18 protein-coding genes are annotated in these 16,481 nt (G+C 64.4%); 8 read left to right on the top strand and 10 right to left on the bottom strand.

The window, feature by feature from the left end; translation table 11 throughout:
• Positions 1-11: 11 nt before the first annotated feature.
• A complete protein-coding gene (gene tcuA, locus CS1BSM3_RS05835; protein WP_072386079.1) occupies positions 12-1,523 on the top strand; it encodes an FAD-dependent tricarballylate dehydrogenase TcuA in 1,512 nt (503 codons plus the stop codon).
• 325 nt (positions 1,524-1,848) lie between these two features.
• Here tcuA and CS1BSM3_RS05830 read toward each other — a convergent pair whose 3' ends face one another.
• Together CS1BSM3_RS05830 and CS1BSM3_RS05825 are read right to left on the bottom strand one after the other, a co-directional pair.
• Entirely contained in the window at positions 1,849-2,304 is a 456-nt protein-coding gene (locus tag CS1BSM3_RS05830; RefSeq protein ID WP_072386078.1) for a pentapeptide repeat-containing protein, read from the bottom strand.
• 453 nt (positions 2,305-2,757) lie between these two features.
• Positions 2,758-3,537, bottom strand: coding sequence for an SDR family oxidoreductase (locus CS1BSM3_RS05825; RefSeq protein WP_072386077.1), 780 nt, complete (start codon positions 3,535-3,537; stop codon positions 2,758-2,760).
• Positions 3,538-3,707: 170 nt separating this feature from the next.
• Between CS1BSM3_RS05825 and CS1BSM3_RS05820 the strand changes: the two genes are divergently transcribed.
• The 7 genes from CS1BSM3_RS05820 (at position 3,708) to CS1BSM3_RS05790 (ending at position 7,886) form a co-directional block, all read left to right on the top strand.
• The gene (locus CS1BSM3_RS05820; RefSeq protein WP_072386076.1) at positions 3,708-4,226 is read left to right on the top strand and encodes a nuclear transport factor 2 family protein; all 519 of its coding nucleotides are present in this window, start codon (positions 3,708-3,710) and stop codon (positions 4,224-4,226) included.
• 190 nt (positions 4,227-4,416) lie between these two features.
• On the top strand, positions 4,417-4,944 hold the full coding sequence (locus CS1BSM3_RS05815) for a nuclear transport factor 2 family protein (RefSeq protein ID WP_072386075.1): 528 nt from the start codon (positions 4,417-4,419) through the stop codon (positions 4,942-4,944).
• A gap of 30 nt (positions 4,945-4,974) precedes the next feature.
• Positions 4,975-5,496, top strand: coding sequence for a nuclear transport factor 2 family protein (locus CS1BSM3_RS05810; protein WP_072386074.1), 522 nt, complete (start codon positions 4,975-4,977; stop codon positions 5,494-5,496).
• A gap of 96 nt (positions 5,497-5,592) precedes the next feature.
• Entirely contained in the window at positions 5,593-6,090 is a 498-nt protein-coding gene (locus CS1BSM3_RS05805) for a nuclear transport factor 2 family protein (protein WP_174263630.1), read from the top strand.
• Entirely contained in the window at positions 6,090-6,704 is a 615-nt protein-coding gene (locus CS1BSM3_RS05800) for a GNAT family N-acetyltransferase (RefSeq protein WP_072386072.1), read from the top strand. The genes CS1BSM3_RS05805 and CS1BSM3_RS05800 overlap by 1 nt, the downstream gene beginning before the upstream one ends.
• 172 nt (positions 6,705-6,876) lie before the next feature.
• Entirely contained in the window at positions 6,877-7,347 is a 471-nt protein-coding gene (locus CS1BSM3_RS05795; RefSeq protein ID WP_072386071.1) for a nuclear transport factor 2 family protein, read from the top strand.
• Positions 7,348-7,409: 62 nt separating this feature from the next.
• Entirely contained in the window at positions 7,410-7,886 is a 477-nt protein-coding gene (locus CS1BSM3_RS05790) for a nuclear transport factor 2 family protein (RefSeq protein ID WP_072386070.1), read from the top strand.
• An 11-nt stretch (positions 7,887-7,897) separates the two neighbouring features.
• On the opposite strand, the gene CS1BSM3_RS05785 is transcribed toward CS1BSM3_RS05790, so the two are convergent.
• From CS1BSM3_RS05785 to CS1BSM3_RS05745, 8 genes are all read right to left on the bottom strand, one after another.
• Positions 7,898-8,260: a hypothetical protein gene (locus CS1BSM3_RS05785; protein WP_143149088.1), complete on the bottom strand. Its 363-nt coding sequence runs from the start codon at positions 8,258-8,260 to the stop codon at positions 7,898-7,900.
• A 1,276-nt stretch (positions 8,261-9,536) separates the two neighbouring features.
• Positions 9,537-9,893 (bottom strand): hypothetical protein, encoded by a 357-nt coding sequence (locus CS1BSM3_RS05775; protein WP_143149087.1) that lies wholly within the window; start codon positions 9,891-9,893, stop codon positions 9,537-9,539.
• 114 nt (positions 9,894-10,007) lie between these two features.
• A complete protein-coding gene (locus tag CS1BSM3_RS05770; RefSeq protein WP_072386066.1) occupies positions 10,008-10,415 on the bottom strand; it encodes a cupin domain-containing protein in 408 nt (135 codons plus the stop codon).
• Positions 10,416-10,418: 3 nt separating this feature from the next.
• Positions 10,419-10,634 (bottom strand): hypothetical protein, encoded by a 216-nt coding sequence (locus CS1BSM3_RS05765; RefSeq protein ID WP_083528333.1) that lies wholly within the window; start codon positions 10,632-10,634, stop codon positions 10,419-10,421.
• A complete protein-coding gene (locus CS1BSM3_RS05760; RefSeq protein ID WP_072386065.1) occupies positions 10,631-10,957 on the bottom strand; it encodes a DUF4258 domain-containing protein in 327 nt (108 codons plus the stop codon). The genes CS1BSM3_RS05765 and CS1BSM3_RS05760 overlap by 4 nt, the downstream gene beginning before the upstream one ends.
• 7 nt (positions 10,958-10,964) lie before the next feature.
• Positions 10,965-14,000: an excinuclease ABC subunit UvrA gene (gene uvrA, locus CS1BSM3_RS05755; RefSeq protein WP_083528331.1), complete on the bottom strand. Its 3,036-nt coding sequence runs from the start codon at positions 13,998-14,000 to the stop codon at positions 10,965-10,967.
• Positions 14,001-14,051: 51 nt separating this feature from the next.
• Positions 14,052-15,026: a hypothetical protein gene (locus CS1BSM3_RS05750; protein ID WP_072386064.1), complete on the bottom strand. Its 975-nt coding sequence runs from the start codon at positions 15,024-15,026 to the stop codon at positions 14,052-14,054.
• A gap of 365 nt (positions 15,027-15,391) precedes the next feature.
• Positions 15,392-16,477 carry a hypothetical protein gene (locus tag CS1BSM3_RS05745; protein ID WP_072386063.1) on the bottom strand — a complete coding sequence of 362 codons (1,086 nt, stop codon included), beginning with the start codon at positions 16,475-16,477 and terminating at the stop codon, positions 15,392-15,394.
• Positions 16,478-16,481 lie beyond the last annotated feature (4 nt).

The raw sequence follows: 16,481 nt of genomic DNA, 5'->3' as shown, positions 1-16,481 counted from the left end.
AGCAGACTGGAATGTCGAAAGAGACGCTTGATGCGGACGTGATCGTTGTGGGCGCGGGCAATGCAGCGGCCTCGGCGGCGCTGGCGGCGCGCGATGCGGGCGCGCGCGTGATCATGCTCGAGGCCGCGACCATCGAGGAGCGCGGCGGCAACTCGACCTATACGGCCGGCGCGACACGCCTCGTCTACAACAGCGTCGAGGATGTGACCTCGCTCGTCGATCTCTCCAAGGCCGAGCTCGCGAGCATGGACTTCGGCACGTACACCGAGGAGCAGTATTTCGAGGACATGTACCGCATGACGCGGTACCGCACGGACCCGGAGCTCTGCGACATCCTCGTGCACAACAGCCTCTCGACCTGGCAGTGGCTCAGGAAGCAGGGCGTGAAGTTCCAGACCTCGCAGGGGCGCCAAGCCTTCAAGGTCGACGGCAAGTTCAAGTTCTGGGGCGGGCTCTGCGTCGAGATCTGGGGCGGCGGGCCGGGCCTCGTCGATATGGAGCACGACATCTGCCAGAAGAAGGGCATCGACATCCGCTACGAGACATCGGGCGTGTCGCTGCTGACGGACGATACGGGGCGCGTCACGGGCGTGAAGGTGCGCCACAAGGGGCGGACGAGCGACCTGCGTGCGGGCGCGGTGGTGCTGGCGTGCGGCGGGTTCGAGTCGAATGCGGAAATGCGCGCGCGCTACATGGGCCCGGGCTGGGAGCTCGCGAAGGTACGCGGCACGCGCTACAACACCGGCGGCGGCATCAAGATGGCCCTCGACATCGGTGCCATGCCGTGGGGTCACTGGTCGAGCGGCCATGCCGTCGGCTGGGACTACAACGCGCCGCCCTTCGGCGATCTTTCCGTCGGCGACAATTTCCAGAAGCACAGCTATCCGCTCGGCATCATGGTCAATGCGCGCGGCGAGCGCTTCGTCGATGAAGGCTTCGACTTCCGCAATTACACGTACGCGCGCTACGGCCACGTGATCAAAGACCAGCCCGACATGATGGCCTGGCAGATCTTCGACAAGAAGGTGCTGCACCTGCTGCGCGACGAGTATCGCATTCGCCGCGTGACGAAGGTCTCGGCCGATACGCTCGAGGATCTGGTGAAGAAGCTCGAAGGCGTGGACGCGGAGAAGTGCCTCGCGGAGCTGAAGGCCTACAACGCGGCGGTCATGACGGACGTGCCGTTCAATCCTGCGGTCAAGGACGGGCGCGGCACGCGGGGTCTGAAGGTCGCGAAGTCGAACTGGGCGAACGTGCTCGATGAGCCGCCCTTCGAGGCCTATCAGGTCACGTGCGGGCTGACCTTCACGTTCGGCGGCTTGAAGATCTCGACGGGCTGCGAGGTCGAGGATACGGCCGGCCAGGCGATCCCGGGGCTTTATGCGGCGGGCGAACTGGTCGGCGGGCTCTTCTATCACAACTATCCGGGCGGCACGGGCCTCACGTCGGGTGCCGTGTTCGGCAAGATCGCGGGCGAAGGTGCGGCTGCCTGTGCGCTCGGTGCGGGCCAGCGGGCGGGGTGAGGAAGGGCAGCGCGATTTTGTTTAGTGCCGCGTTTGTTTAGTGCCGCGGGCTGCCGGGAAGGGGTGCTTCGCAATCGCACTGTAGTGCCATGCCCGCGGCGGCCAGAGCGACAGCGCGGCCTATGACGCGCCCCACTTCCCCCTCTCCCCATTGTCTTCAATGGGGAGAGGGTCGGGGTGAGGGGCGGCGGCATACGCTTACGTCGCGCAAGCTCCCGCCCCTCATCCTAACCTTCTCCCCGTATAAGACGGGGAGAAGGGACATGTCGTGCCTGCGGCGCCGGTGAAGCGCTCAACAGACGCTCACGCCAAACACGCGCCAAACTCAAAACATCCCATCGAAACCTTCGCAGCGCTCGTGCGTGCAGCCGAGCCAGCGCGTTCGCGTGATGTCGCGCTTGCCGTCGCCCGCCCGCGTCGTCCAGGTGCAGCCGACGAAACGGCACGCGGCCATCAGGCAATCGTCGATCGTGCAATCGCCGCCGAGATTGTCGAGCTCGAAGCGGCAATCGACGAACTCGCAATCGACGAACGTGCAGCCGCGGAACGATGTGCTCCGGAAACGACAGGCTTCGAAGCGCGTGCCGGCGACCAGGGCGCAATTGAAGAGCCCCCAGTAGAATTCGGTGCTCGTGACGGCGCAGCCTTCCATGACGCCCTCGAAGCTCAGCCCTTCAAGCTCGAGTGCGTCGAATACCGTGCGGCGGACGACGCAGTCGCGCCACTCCTGCGGTGGCTGAGGTGCAAGGTCCTCGTTGAAGAGTGCATCCTCGATCAGCATGGGATCGCTCTGGTTTTAGTGCCGCGGGCTGCCGGAAAGGGTGCTTTGCAATCACACTGTGGTGCCATGCCCGCGACAGTGGTTTGTTTGAGTGCCGTGGGCTGCTGGGAAGGGGTGCTTCGCAACCACACTGTAGTGCTATGCCCGCGGCGGCCATAGCGACAGCGCAGCGTATGAGGCGCCCCACTTCCCCTTCTCCCCATTGCCTTCAATGGGGAGAAGGTCGGGATGAGGGGCGACCGCTTGCGCTGACGTTGGTGCGTGCCGCCGCCCCTCACCCTAACCCTCTCCCCGTAAGCACGGGGAGAGGGGACAGTGGTGCGCTCGCGGCGAAGTCGAAATCTATAAAGGCGGGTGGGTTCGGGAGGGTGTCCCCCCCGATTGGGAGCAGGGGCGGTCGCGCCAGAGGCGCGCAACCAAAAGCCTTGCCCGTCGCGCCGACGGCGCGAACAGTTACATCGAGCCCGGGTAGATGCCGCCGTCGAGCAGCAGGTTCTGACCGGTGATGAAGCCGGCATGCTCGGAGCAGAGGAACGCCGTCGCGGCGCCGAACTCGACGGTATTGCCGAAGCGGCCGGCGGGAATGGCCTTCTTGCGCTCTTCGGACATCTGCTCGAACGAAACGCCCCTGGCCTCGGCCATCTTCTTGCTCGTCCCGCGCAGGCGGTCGGTGTCGAAGGGACCGGGCAGGATGTTGTTGATCGTTACGTTGTTGCGCACGGCCTTGCGCGCGATGATGGCGATGGCGCCCGTGAGGCCGGTGCGCGCGCCGTTCGAGAGCTCGAGCGAGGCGATCGGCGCCTTCACGGACTGCGAGGTGATGTTGACGATGCGGCCGAAGCCGCGGTCCATCATGCCGTAGACGGTCGCCTTGATCAGCGCGATCGGCGTGATCATGTTCCACTCGACGGCCTTGCGCCAGTCGTCGAGGTCGAAGTCCTTGAAATCGCCGGGCGGCGGGCCCCCGGCATTGTTGATCAGGATGTCGGGATTGGGGCAGGCGGCGAGCACCTGCTGGCGGCCCTCCTCGGTGGTGATGTCGCCGACGACCGGGGTCACCTTGACGCCCGTGGCCTTGCGGATCTCGTCGGCCGCGGCCTCGATGTCGGCCTTGGTGCGGGCGGTGATGAAGAGGTTCACGCCCTCCTGGGCCAGCGCCGTCGCGACGCCCTTTCCGAGGCCCTTCGAGGCCGCGCACACGATCGCCGTCCTGCCCTTGATGCCGAGATCCATGGCGTCACTCCTGTGTCGTTTTGCTTGAGATCAATGCCCTTGCTGCGGTGATACCGCATGCGCCGGCGGTCGGAAAGCGGGGCCGTGCGGCCCGCTCCCGCCCGCGCTTTTGACAAATGCGACAGTCAATATACGCTCCAGGGAAATTATTCCGTATTTGGAGCATTCTGGTGGATCCGCGGTCCGTCATCGAGGAGGTTCTCAAGCGCTGGCGAACGCAGGATGTCGCGTCGACGTTCGTTTTCACGGCCGAGGATGTCGTCTACGCGCTGTATATTGCCGAGGAACTGGCGCCTTTTGCCGGCGTCACAGAAGGCCGCGATGCGATGATGGCGGCTTTCTACAAGATGATAGAGGAGTTCGACTATCTGGAGTACGAGCCCACCATCATGGGTGTCGAAGGTGATGTGGTGCGGGTCCATACGCGATACCGGTATCGGCATCGCCGCACCGGATCGGACATCGGAGGGTCCTACCGTACGGTCTTCACGGTCAAGGATGGCCTGGTCGTCCGCTGCGAGGAGTACGTCGACAGAGGGCTCGTCGAAGCCTTCATGCGGTTGGTGCGGCAGCGCGAAGCTGCAAACGACATCGTGCCGCCGCCGGCATTTCCGAAGCGGCCGCCGGTCGAAGTCATGAGGCCACCGCTTTCGATGGCCTCCAAGGTTCATGATGAGGAGGGCTGCTAGTGTCCCAATTCCGAAGTTCGCCATATCTCGATGCTGGTGTTCCGAGCGAACTTCGGAATCAAAAAGGGACACTAGAAGCATAAACTTGCTCGTGTGATTCAGATCGAGAAATTCGCTCGATACCGTGCCGCGACATGTGGCGAATTTCTCGATCATCACACGAGTAGCAGTCCGTAGTTGGAGCACAGGCATGAGCCCGCGCGTTGTCGTGGAGCAGGTCATCAGGAGCTGGAGCACGCAGGATGTCGAGTCGACGCTCGCGCACTGCAGTGACGACGTCGTCTATTCGGTGAACATCGCGGCAGAGGCGGCCCCCTTCGCTGGCACCTCGGAGGGAAAGGACGCCGTTCGTGCCGCGCTCCACCTGATGCTGGAGATGTTCGACTATCTGAAGTTCGACCAGGTGGTCGTCGGCGTTGCCGGTGACGTCGTGCGCGTGCAGACGCAATTCAAGCTCCATCACCGGCGGACGGGCAGCAATCTCGAAGGCTCGATGCGCTCGGTCTTCACGGTGCGGAACGGATTGGTGGCACGCTGCGAGGAGTACCTCGACGAGAGCCTCGTCGAGGCTTTCATGCGTCTGGTGCGCCAGCGCGAGGCCGAGAACATCATCTTCGTGCCGCCGAGCCTGCCGGCCCGGGCGCCGAAGGGGAGCGCCGGCGGACCGGCGCGGCCGACCTCTGTCCCCGAGACGCCCGATGAAAAGCACTGTGAATAGCTGGAGGGCTGGCGCGACGGGGATGTTTGGATGAATGCGCGCTCCGTGATCGAATCCCTCATCGCGTCTTGGAATACGCAGGACGTCGAGACGACGCTCGCGCACTGCAGCGATGATGTGTTCTACGCCTTGTATGTTTCCGAAGATGCCGTGCCGTTCGGCGGCGTGACCGTCGGCAAGGATGCGATGCGGGCCACGCTCCACATGATGCTGGAGCAGTTCGACTATCTGAGGTTCGACCGGGCGATCGTCGGCGTGGACGACGACGTCGTGCGCGTGCAGACGCAATTCAAGTTTCATCATCGTCGGACCGGCGGCAATCTCGAAGGCACCATGCGGACCGTCTTCCGGGTGAAGGATGGCATGGTGGTGCGGTGCGACGAGTACCTCGACCAGGGGCTCGTCGAAGCCTTCATGCGGCTCACGCAACAGCGCGAGGCCGCGGGCGAAGTCGTGCAGCCGCCGGAAATTCCGAGGTTCGGCGAGCGGCGGCCGGAGCCTGTGGCCACGGCCGGCAGCAAGAGGCCGTGCGAGAAGGAGGAGTGCAGGTAAAGGTGTTGGTGTGGCGTTTGTGGCGGCGGGTGCCGCGGGGATGGTCGAGGCAGCCGGCAGAGGGGCGAGGTCGCGGGAAGCCCCATGGAGCGCGGCATGGATAGGCGAGACGTCGTCGCGTTGTTCTTCGAGTACTGGAAGGCGCAGGATGTGGACATGGCGCTTTCGCTGGCTGCCGAGGACGTCGTGTACAACCTGTATCTGTCGAATTCAGCGGTCCCTCATGGAGGCGAGACCCGCGGGCGCGAAAGATGCCGCGAGGTCCTCTACGCGGTGCTGGCCGACTTCGACTATCTGCACTACGCGCCGACCATCGTCGGCGAGGACGGCGATGTGGTTCGCGCCCAGGTCGAGTTCCGCTACCATCATCGGCGCACGGGCGGCCTGCTGGCCGGCACCAAGCGCATGGTATTCGCGGTCGAGGATGGTTTGATCACGCGTGTCGACGAGCATCATGATGCGGGGCTGGTCGAGGCCTTCATGCGCCTGACGCAGCAGCGCGAGGCCGCGAACGAGGTGCAGGCGCCGCCGGAGCTGCCGAAAGGGCGTGCCCGGACATGCGCGACGCCGCAGGACAGGGAGGGGCAGAGCTGATGGCAGAGGATGGTGCCACGCAACTCCCGCCGCAGCGCTCGCAGATGCTCCCGCCCGGGTGGATCGCCGAGGTCGTCACCTATCTCGAGATGCTGACGCCTCCGCCGCCGCGTCCCGATACGGCCGGCGGGCTCGCGCTCAGGAGGATGCCCGCCGATGTCGCCGAGTACCGGCGGATTTTCCGGCTCGTCGGTGAGCCCTGGCTGTGGGCCTCGCAATTGCGCCGCAGCGATGCCGAGCTCGGCGCCGTTCTTTCCTCGGACGCCGTGGAGACCTACACGCTATATGCGGGTGCGGACGGGATCGGGCTCCTCCAGCTCGACTTTCGGAGTGCCGGAGCGTGCGAGCTCGCGTTCTTCGGCGTTGTGGCGGAAGCGATCGGCATCGGTGCAGGGCGGTACCTGATGAACCGGGCCACCGAGCGGGCCTGGAGCCGCGCGCCGCGGATCAGCCGATTCTGGGTCCATACCTGCACGAACGATCACCCAGATGCCTTGGCATTCTACGTCCGCTCCGGCTTCGTTCCCTATGCGCGCGGCATCGAGTGCTACCCCGACCCGCGCCTCGAGGGGCTGATGCCAAAACAGGCAGCGCCCCAGATCCCAATTGTTTGATTTTGCAGACCTAATGTTTTCAGGCAAAAGCGCCCCGGCTGAGCCGGGCAGGGGCGCCTGATCATCCGGCGGCGTACGTGCGGATACGCCGCGCATCTGCGACCATCGCAGCGTTTGATATTTAGTCGGAGTAATGTACGTTCAATTTGGGGGAAGGACGCGGGGTTGAGAGATGAGCAGCCGCGAGGTTGTGGAGGCTTTCTTTGAGCGCTGGGGCGTGCAGGACGTCGAAATGACGGCCGCGCTCTTCCACGAGAACATTACATACAAGCTTCACGTCACGAGCTCGACGTTGCCCTTCGGCGGGGAATGGCGCGGGGTCGACGCCTGCCGCGATGCGCTGTTCTCGCTGCTCGAGGAATTCGACTATCTGCGCTACGAGCCGACCATCATCAGCGTCAGGGGCAGCGTCGTGCGCGCCCAGGTCAGCTTCAGGTATCAGCACCGGCGCACGGGCGGCATTCTCGAAGGCACGCGGCGGCTCGTGTTCAATGTGAAGAACGGCCTCATCGTGCGCGTCAACGGATATCACGATGCGCAGCTCGTCGAGGCTTTCATGCGCCTTACCGAGTACAGGTTGGCGACCAAGCAACTTGCCAAGGCACCACAACTGCCGCGGCGCGAGCGGCAGGGCTCTGCCTAGCACACGAAGGGGCTCGCGGACTTCACGACGGTGGGGGCGCGAGCTCGGAGAAGGAGCGGGGGATGGACAGTCGGTCGGTCGTTGCCTCGTTCTTCGCGTGCTGGAGCGTGCAGGATCTCGAGATGGCCGTCGCGCACGGTCACCCGGACGTCGTTTATACAATTCATAACGGCCAGGACGCCGCGCCGCTTTCGGGCGTCTACCGCGGCCCCGAAAGCTGCCGCGATCTCGGCTATGCCATGCTCGCCGAGTTCGACTACCTCACCTACGAGCCGACGATCGTCAGCGTCGAGGACAACATCGTGCGCGCGCAGGTATTTTTCCGCTATCGCCACCGCACGACCGGCAATGTCATCGAAGGCTCGCGGCGCCTCGTGTTCGAGGTCAAGGACGGCCTCATCTATCGCATCGACAGCTACGAGGACACGCTCCGTTTCGAGGCCTTCATGCGCATGAGCCGCGAGGCCCCGGCGCCGATCGACGTCCTCGATCCCTTCGATCTCCACATCGGCCGGCTGAAGTCGGGCGCTGGCGCCTAGGGCTGGTGCGCCTAGGGCCGAGGGCAGCGCACGAAGTTCCGCGCCCCGCGGCCATCGCGCATGGTCATGTAGTTGTCCTGCACGGACATCGTGAACGTGTGCGTCTGGCGATTGCCTTCCACGCTGCACCGCGCCCGCACGCGCCACGACGCCTTCCCCGTCTTGCGAAGGCTCGCGAACCGGCAGTGCGTCTCGTGCTGATCATAGCCATTGCGCCGCACGATCATCGGCGCGCCCTGAAGGCTCTGGTCGATCACGCACTGCACCGCGTTTGAGCCCCAAGTGCCGACATAGGCTTGTGCCCAGGCCGAGCTCGTGCCGAGAAAGAGTGAGGCGACGACGAGCGCGGCACCCAAAGCCACCTGTGTGCGCATGTGATCCCCCGATCTGCTGTGGTGATTTGTTGCCGCGATCAGCATACGCAGAGAGCATCGGCGGAGCCACCTCGAACGCGACCCGCCGGAGCGGTTGTTGTTCGACCTGTGGCCGCCGACATGAGGCGCGCTTATCCCCGCCCGCATCGACCGGCCGTATCTTCATCGCGCTCGCGGCACCAAGGGGGCCCTCCGGAGGCGTCCGAAGTCGCGCCGCTGAGCGCCGCTCCCGGAGCATCGCCTCCGGCCTGCTGCCTCCGCACATGATGCACGTGCGCGAGCTGGAGCCGACCGGCGATGCCAGGTGGAGAAAGCGAGCGGCAGAACGGGGCGGTGCTCGCCGCTTCCTTTTGCACATCGGACTGGCGTCGCCGCCCCGTCCCCTTTGTTGTTGTAAGAGCCCGGCGCGGGAGCGTTGCGGGCGCGATGGTGCGTGCAGGACAGTTGTGTGGTCGCACCTGCGGCGGCCGGCTTCGCACCTTCGGTGCGAGCGAGGCTGCTGCCTCGCGCTCCGCCCGGGGGACACCCCCGGAGCCCCCGTCTTTTATGACTTGGAGCTAGCCGCGAGCGCCATTTGATCCCCTCTCCCCGCGCGCGGGGAGAGGGCTAGGGTGGGGGGCGGCGGCACACGCCGGCGTCACGCAAGTGGCTGCCCCTCATCCTAACCTTCTCCCCGTCGGGACGGGGAGAAGGGACCTGTCGCACTCGCGGCTCGCTCAAAGTCCATAAAGACGGGCGGGTTCGGGAGGGTGTCCCTCCCGATGGGGTGCGGGGCTAGCCCCGCTCGCGCCGCAGGCGCGAACTTGAACGAGAGACGCCCGTGCCTTCACCGAACGCCCCCACGCTCACGTAGCGGTCGGCGCGCGCGCCGCGCGTCGCGCATCAGCGCCAAGCCTTCGGCTTGGACCGCTACGTGAGCGTGGGGGAGTGGTGGTATTGATTACGCCGTACGTTCTTGATATGTTCCACGCGTTCTTGCCTGCCAATTGTTACGTGGAGATATCACCATGGCCCACTACTACGTAAATGACGTTGCGCAACCCAACGGTGATCATGAGGTGCACAAAGAGGGGTGCCAATTCATGCCTTCAAGGAAAACTTACCTCGGCGATCACAATAATTGCGACGCCGCTGTTACCGTCGCGAAGAGGAAATATCGGACGGCTAATGGCTGCTACACTTGTGCTCGAGCTTGCCACACGAGTTGATCCAATACGGCGTGCGGCAGGCTGCATGTTTGCTTGCCGTCGTTGTCTTGCAGCATTCCTCCGGTGTCTTAGCTGCCAGGAAAAAGCGGTTTGATCAGCGCGTGCCAAATAGAAACGCCAGCGCCGTGAGCAATGCCGCCGAAAATGGCAACTGCACCGGCCGCGATCAGAGCCGTGAGTTTCCACCGAGGCTTAGGCGGTTCGCACGGCCGAGAAGACCTAAGCAGCACTAACTGTGCATCGACCGAGCGAACCGCTGACGCGGCAAGACCCGTCTTGCGTGGATAAAGAATGTCGCGAATGATCATGAGCAACGCTTCGTTTTGGCAGTTGCTCTTAGCTAAATCCCACAGCTCTTGGCTGCCCATGCGCTGGAGTTCTGAGCGGTTCGGAAACACTTCTACTGAAGACACTCGCTGCTGCATATCCATACCCCCGACATAATGGGACGCAGTTCGAGATAAGAGATAGCAATTACAGTCGGCACCGTATCATGCATGTCAAGAGCGCGGCTCGGGACGCCTGCCACCCGTCCCCCCTCACCTATTCTCATCGAACCATTTCACGATCATCGGCATCATGGGCTCGAAGCCGCCGGGCATGAAGAAGTTGAGCAAGCCGATCCGCTGATCCGTGCGGTTTTCGAAGTCGTGCATCACGCCTGCCGGAATGAGCAGGAACGAGCCCTTCGGCGCGTCGATCCAGCGCTCGCCGAGCAGGATCGAGGGACGGCCTTCGAGCACGTAGAAGACCTCGTCATTGTCGTCGTGCTTGTGCGCGCCGGGCCCGGGCTTCATCGCATCGAGCCACCACTCGGAGATGCTGTAGCGGTTGGCGGTCTCATCGCCATCGGCCTTGAAGACCGCGCTCATGGTCTTCATGTCGTAGCGGCGCCCGCCGTCCGGCGGCAGGAAGATCGCGCGTGGTGGAAGCCTGTCTGATCCCATCGATTATTCAGCCGCGACTGGCTTTAGTTCGTAGACACGGGCCTCTCTGCCGACCGCCTTGAGATCGCCGGCCTTCAGGGCCTTCTCGACGCGCTCCAACTTCAGGGCGTCGGCAAGCGAGAGATACGGTCCCCATGCATCATCATCGGGGATGTTCTCCACCTCGACCTCAGCAACGTATTTGCCAACGTGCACCAGGCGCTTGACCATGCGGCTCATCGTGGCCTCCTCGTCAAAAGATCGTCCATCCAGCGTTCGGGGTCTGGTCGGTACGCCGTGATCAGCGTTGCGATATCTGGGTTTTGGGCCGCGATGCCCCATAAGACATGCACAGGCCGATCCGCCTCGACCCGCTGGAGACACAGAACGCAAGGGCCTCTCGCGTGCTGCGGATAGTCCTCCACAACCAACGCCGATTCAACCCCGTCGACGACGGCTTCAAGTGAAATCCCGTCGTCGAACAGCTCTTCAATCGCATGTTGCGAGACGCGGACACTGCCGGCCCTGACGTGCTCCCGGACCCTGGTCAGCGTCTCGCTCATTTGCTCACTACTCCGCCGCCTGACGCCGGCCGTTCCCGGTCTTGCCCTTCGCGCGGCGCGCGAGCAGCTCTTTCAGGAACTGCCCGGTGTAGCTCTCTTTGACGCGCGCGACGTCCTCGGGCGTGCCTTCCGCGACGATCTTGCCGCCGCCGTCGCCGCCCTCGGGGCCGAGGTCGATGATCCAGTCGGCCGTCTTGATGACCTCCAGATTGTGCTCGATGACGGCGAGCGTGTTCCCGGCGTCGGCGAGCTCGTGCAGCACTTCGAGCAGCTTCGCCACATCGTGGAAGTGCAGGCCCGTCGTCGGCTCGTCGAGAATGTAGAGCGTGCGGCCGGTCGCGCGGCGCGACAGCTCCTTGGCGAGCTTGATGCGCTGGGCCTCGCCGCCCGAGAGCGTCGTCGCCTGCTGGCCGATCTTGATGTAGCCGAGCCCGACGCGGAAAAGCGTCTCGAGCTTGTCGCGGATGGCGGGCACGGCCTTGAAGAACGAGACTCCCTCCTCGACGGTCATGTCGAGCACGTCCGCGATCGATTTTTCGCGGAAGAGGATTTCGAGCGTCTCGCGATTGTAGCGCTTGCCCTTGCACTGATCGCACGTGACGTAGACGTCCGGCAGGAAGTGCATCTCGATCTTGATCACGCCATCGCCCTGGCAGGCCTCGCAGCGCCCGCCCTTGACGTTGAACGAGAAGCGGCCCGGGCCGTAGCCGCGTGCTTTCGCATCGGGCAGGTTCGCGAACCACTCGCGAATGGGCGTGAAGGCGCCCGTGTAGGTCGCGGGATTGGAGCGCGGCGTGCGGCCGATCGGCGACTGGTCGATGTCGATGACCTTGTCGAGCAGTTCGAGACCGTCGATGCGCTCATGCGGGCCCGGTGCCTCGCGCGCACCATTGAGCTTGCGCGCCGCGGCCTTGTAGACCGTGTCGATGAGGAAGGTGGACTTGCCGCCGCCCGAGACGCCGGTGACACAGGTGAGCACGCCGAGCGGGATCGCGGCGGTCACGTCCTTCAGGTTGTTCGCGCGCGCGCCGACGACCTTGAGCTGGCGCTTGGGATCGATCTTGCGCCGCTGCGAGGGCATCTGGATCTCGCGCGCGCCCGTCAGATACTCGGCCGTGAGGCTGCCCGGCGTCGCCATGACTTCGGCGGGCGTGCCGTGCGCGATGATCTGGCCGCCGTGCACCCCGGCACCCGGACCGATGTCGACGACGTAGTCCGCGTGCAGGATCGCATCCTCGTCATGCTCGACGACGAGGACGGTATTGCCGAGGTCACGCAGGTGCTTGAGCGTGTCGAGCAGCCGCGCGTTGTCGCGCTGATGCAGGCCGATCGACGGTTCGTCGAGCACATAGAGCACGCCCGTGAGGCCCGAGCCGATCTGCGAGGCAAGACGAATGCGCTGGCTCTCGCCGCCCGAGAGCGAGCCCGAGCCGCGCGCGAGCGTAAGATAGTCGAGGCCCACGTCGTTGAGGAACTTCAGGCGGTCGCGGATCTCTTTCAGGATGCGCGTCGCGATGGCCGTCTGCTGCGGCGTGAAGGTCTTAGGGATCTCGGCGAACCATTCATTGGCGATGCGGATGGAGAGATCCGTGACTTCGCCGATGTGCCTGCCGCCGATCTTCACCGCCAGCGCCTGCGGCTTGAGGCGATAGCCGCCGCATGCCTGGCACGGATGCGAGCCCTGATAGCGCGAAAGCTCCTCGCGCACCCACTCGCTGTCCGTCTCGCGCCAGCGCCGCTCGATGTTCGGGATCACGCCTTCGAAGGGCTTCACGGTCTTGTACGTGCGCAGCCCGTCCTCGTACGTGAAAGTGATCTCTTCGCCGTTCGAGCCGAAGAGGATCGCGTCCTGGATCTTGCGCGGGAGCTTTTCCCACGGCGTCGCCATGTCGAACTTGTAGTGCTTGGAGAGCGAGCGCAGCGTCTGCTCGTAGTAGGGCGAGGTATTGCCCGTGCGCGCCCAGGGCCAGATGGCGCCGTCGCCGATCGCGACGGAGCGATCGGGCACGACGAGATCGGCCTCGAACTTGAGCTCCGTGCCGAGGCCATCGCAGGTCGGGCACGCGCCGGCAGGTGCGTTGAACGAGAAGAGCCGCGGCTCGATTTCCTCGATGGTGAAGCCGGAGACCGGACACGCAAAGCGCTGCGAGAACACCGTGCGCTCGTGCGTTTCGTTCTTCGACTTGTTCGGGCCTTCCGTCTCGGACTTCGGCAGCGGCTTGTCCGCGAACTCGATGACGGCGATGCCGTCGGCGAGCGCGAGTGCCGTCTCGAAGCTGTCGGCGAGGCGCGTCTTGATGTCCTTCCTCACGACGAGGCGGTCGATCACGACATCGATGTCGTGCTTGTATTTCTTGTCGAGCTTCGGCGCGTCCGGGATCTCATAGAACGTGCCGTTGATCTTCACGCGCTGGAAGCCGCGTTTCTGCCACTCGGCCAGCTCCTTGCGGAACTCGCCCTTCCTCCCGCGCACGACCGGCGCCAGCAGATAGAGACGCGTGCCCTCGGCGAGCGCCAGCACGCGGTCCACCATCTGCGTAACCGTCTGGCTCTCGATGGGCAGGCCCGTTGCCGGCGAGTACGGCACGCCGACGCGCGCGAACAGGAGGCGGAGGTAGTCGTAGATCTCCGTCACCGTGCCGACCGTCGAGCGCGGATTGCGCGAGGTCGTCTTCTGCTCGATGGAGATGGCCGGCGAGAGCCCGTCGATATGATCGACGTCGGGCTTCTGCATCATCTCGAGGAACTGGCGCGCGTACGCGGACAGGCTCTCGACATAACGCCGCTGGCCCTCGGCATAGATCGTGTCGAACGCGAGCGAGGACTTGCCCGAGCCCGAGAGCCCGGTGAACACGACGAGCGCGTCGCGCGGAATCTCGAGATCGATGTTCTTCAGGTTGTGCTCGCGCGCACCGCGGACGTGGATCGTCTTGTGCAGGTCCGGTCGTACGCTGCCAGGCGAGCTGGCGACGGGCTGCCCAGTCTTGGGCTCAAACGAGGACTTGGCCGCCGCGGGGGCGGCTTTACGTGGTGTCTTGCTCATGATTTGGGCTCGGCCGGGCGGTTAGGGGCGCCACTTTCCAGCCCGAGCTTACTACGGACGGGGCGCCGCCGAGAACCCGTTCAGAACGATATCCGGGGACGATGTGTTGTGTCGCGAGATGGTGGTGCGCCCCATCCACACAGCACTGGCAGTAGATGTCTGGAAGTCCAGGATCGGGCCCTCGCGCCAGCCCTTGGCGCCGGGCTCACGCACCGCGATCCGCGCCACGTCGTTGTTGAACTCCGTTACGTACATGGAGCGCAGGCCGGCAAAGGGCCTCCCGGATATGGGTTTGTCCATGGAGACTTCAAGCGTCTGCCGGTTCTGGTCGATATGCGCGAGCTTGATGGTCGCCGACCCGCCGAGCGCGAACTGCAGCGTGAAGGTCCGCGCCGTGGGATCGAAGGCGATCTCTTTGATCCTGACAATCGGCCGTCCGTCCATCTCGATGGGGCCGATCAGCATGGACGAGCCGAAGGCCGTGGGGGCTAGGCCGGCCGGCGCCTTGGGCCGCATGCGCCAGTACCCGTCCTGCGGATAGAAGACGAGCACCTCCTCGCCGCCCATGGGACGGATCATCCAGACTTGCACGAGGTGCAGCCCGCTCTCCACGCGGTCGCCGATGCGCACGGTCGCCGTCGAGGGGCGCCAGAAGGTCGGCATGGTCCAGCCGACCAGCCAGATGTCCGGCTCCTCGTAGATGGTCTTGCGCGTCGGCACCTTCACGCCGCTGTGGTGCACCGGATCGCCGCTCATGTCGCAATCCGTCCAGTCCGCCTCGAAGCTGTCGCGCTGGATGGACGTGATGTAGGCCGGATGCGCCGCCTCGATGCGGAAGCTGCGGACGAGGTCCGACGAGAAGTCGATCGAGATGTTGTCTTTCTCCGCGCACAGGACCGGATCCGAGCCGTTCGTCACGCTCACGGCGAGATCGTCGTGGCTGCCGGCGCGGGCGAGGGTGGCGGTCATTAGCATCACCGTGAGCAGGAGGAACAGACGACCGGCGCGGACGAGTTGAGTTGGCATGGATTGCGCCGGGTGGAGGATGGTTCAGCGGTTGCGGGTCGCGCCTGCGGCGCGAGTGGGGCCTCGGCCCCACGCCCCGACCGGGGGACACCCCCGGACCCCCGTCTTTTATAGATGAAGGGGAGACGGGCAAAGGGGGTGCAGCACGGGCTGGTATGGGCCAGGAGCGGACGTTGGGACCGGACGCTCGCCATCCCTGGAATCCGGCCGGCAGAGCTAAGGCTGCCACGACGCCTCATCGTCCCAGTTCCCGTCCGCTGGGCCTTTGCCGTTATCGTCCTCTTCGTCAGCTTCCCACAAAGGCGCCGCTTCGCTTGCACCCGATCTAGCTGAGGGACGGGGTGCGGCATCACTCCGTCCCTCAGCTACATCACGGTGATGAGCCGTAAGCGCTTTTCCTCGGGCTTGTATTCCAAGCCCACCAGCGCTCGAAACCACCGCCCCGTATCCGCTGGCCTCGCTTCGATCATGATGTTGAAGCGGCTGACGCCGTGGGTGTCGTCTTGGGTCATGCTGTAGATGTAGTTGCCACTGATGCGCTCCTGGATCATCAACTTGAGCTGGTCCACGTGGCCGTCGAGGAGGCCCAGCCCTTCCAGGCTCTTCGCCTTCTTGCTCGACAGGTACTCGAACTTTCGAGGATCGATCTCGATCTCGCAGCTCTCCAGCGGCAGGGCGATGGGGCTGATGGCGTTGAGCGAAAACTCGGTGTCCGCCTCGTAACCCTCCACGACGGGCCGCTCAATCTTGTAGCTCAGCAGCAGCATGAAGTTCGTGCCCGGCACGCTGCGCATCTTGTAGCCGTGCTCGTCCAGGCCCAGCCCAACGAGGTCAACATTCTCGTCCTCGTGGCGGTCGTCCTCGTGCTGGCCGATGGTCATATCCCTGTACTGGACGTAGGCATGGATCAATTGCGTCGAGAGCAGAGCCTTGAACATCGAGCCGTAGGTCGTGTCCACGTAGCCGATATAGAGAGGGTAATCCTCCATCCCCCGGTGGATGTCGGCCAGCATCTGATCGGTGAGGTTGTTGACGTAGACCGCGTACAGCATCGGGCTCTTGAAACGGCGCTCTCCTACGCGCACCAGATTCCGGGCCGCCTCCTCGAAAGCTCCCCAGCCCTTGTCAGTGACGTCGCCATGGAGGAGAGAGTGGCTGCTCTGACGATTGAACAGGCGCAGGAGCCGTTGGTGAACGGGGTAGCTGTACGAACCCGACGACTTGAAATCGATGTTGAAGAGCAGGGCCATCTCGTGGCGGTCTTGCTGCGGCACGAGGGCGGACCGTAAGGCTCCGTAATCGATGCCCTTCTTTCTCAAAAGTGCCGACGTGGCGCGCGCGACCTCCTGAATTTCCCGGTGCATCATGTCGGGCGACAGCTTGAAGTGGTCGCGCATCACTTCGAGCATGACGTTGTTGCGGGCGTCGAGCGTGTGGACTGTGATGCTCAAATTC

The organism is Hyphomicrobium sp. CS1BSMeth3, from assembly GCF_900117415.1.
Taxonomy (GTDB): domain Bacteria; phylum Pseudomonadota; class Alphaproteobacteria; order Rhizobiales; family Hyphomicrobiaceae.
Note: the sequence above shows the minus strand (reverse complement) of the source record. Positions and strands in the feature narration are given on the sequence as shown.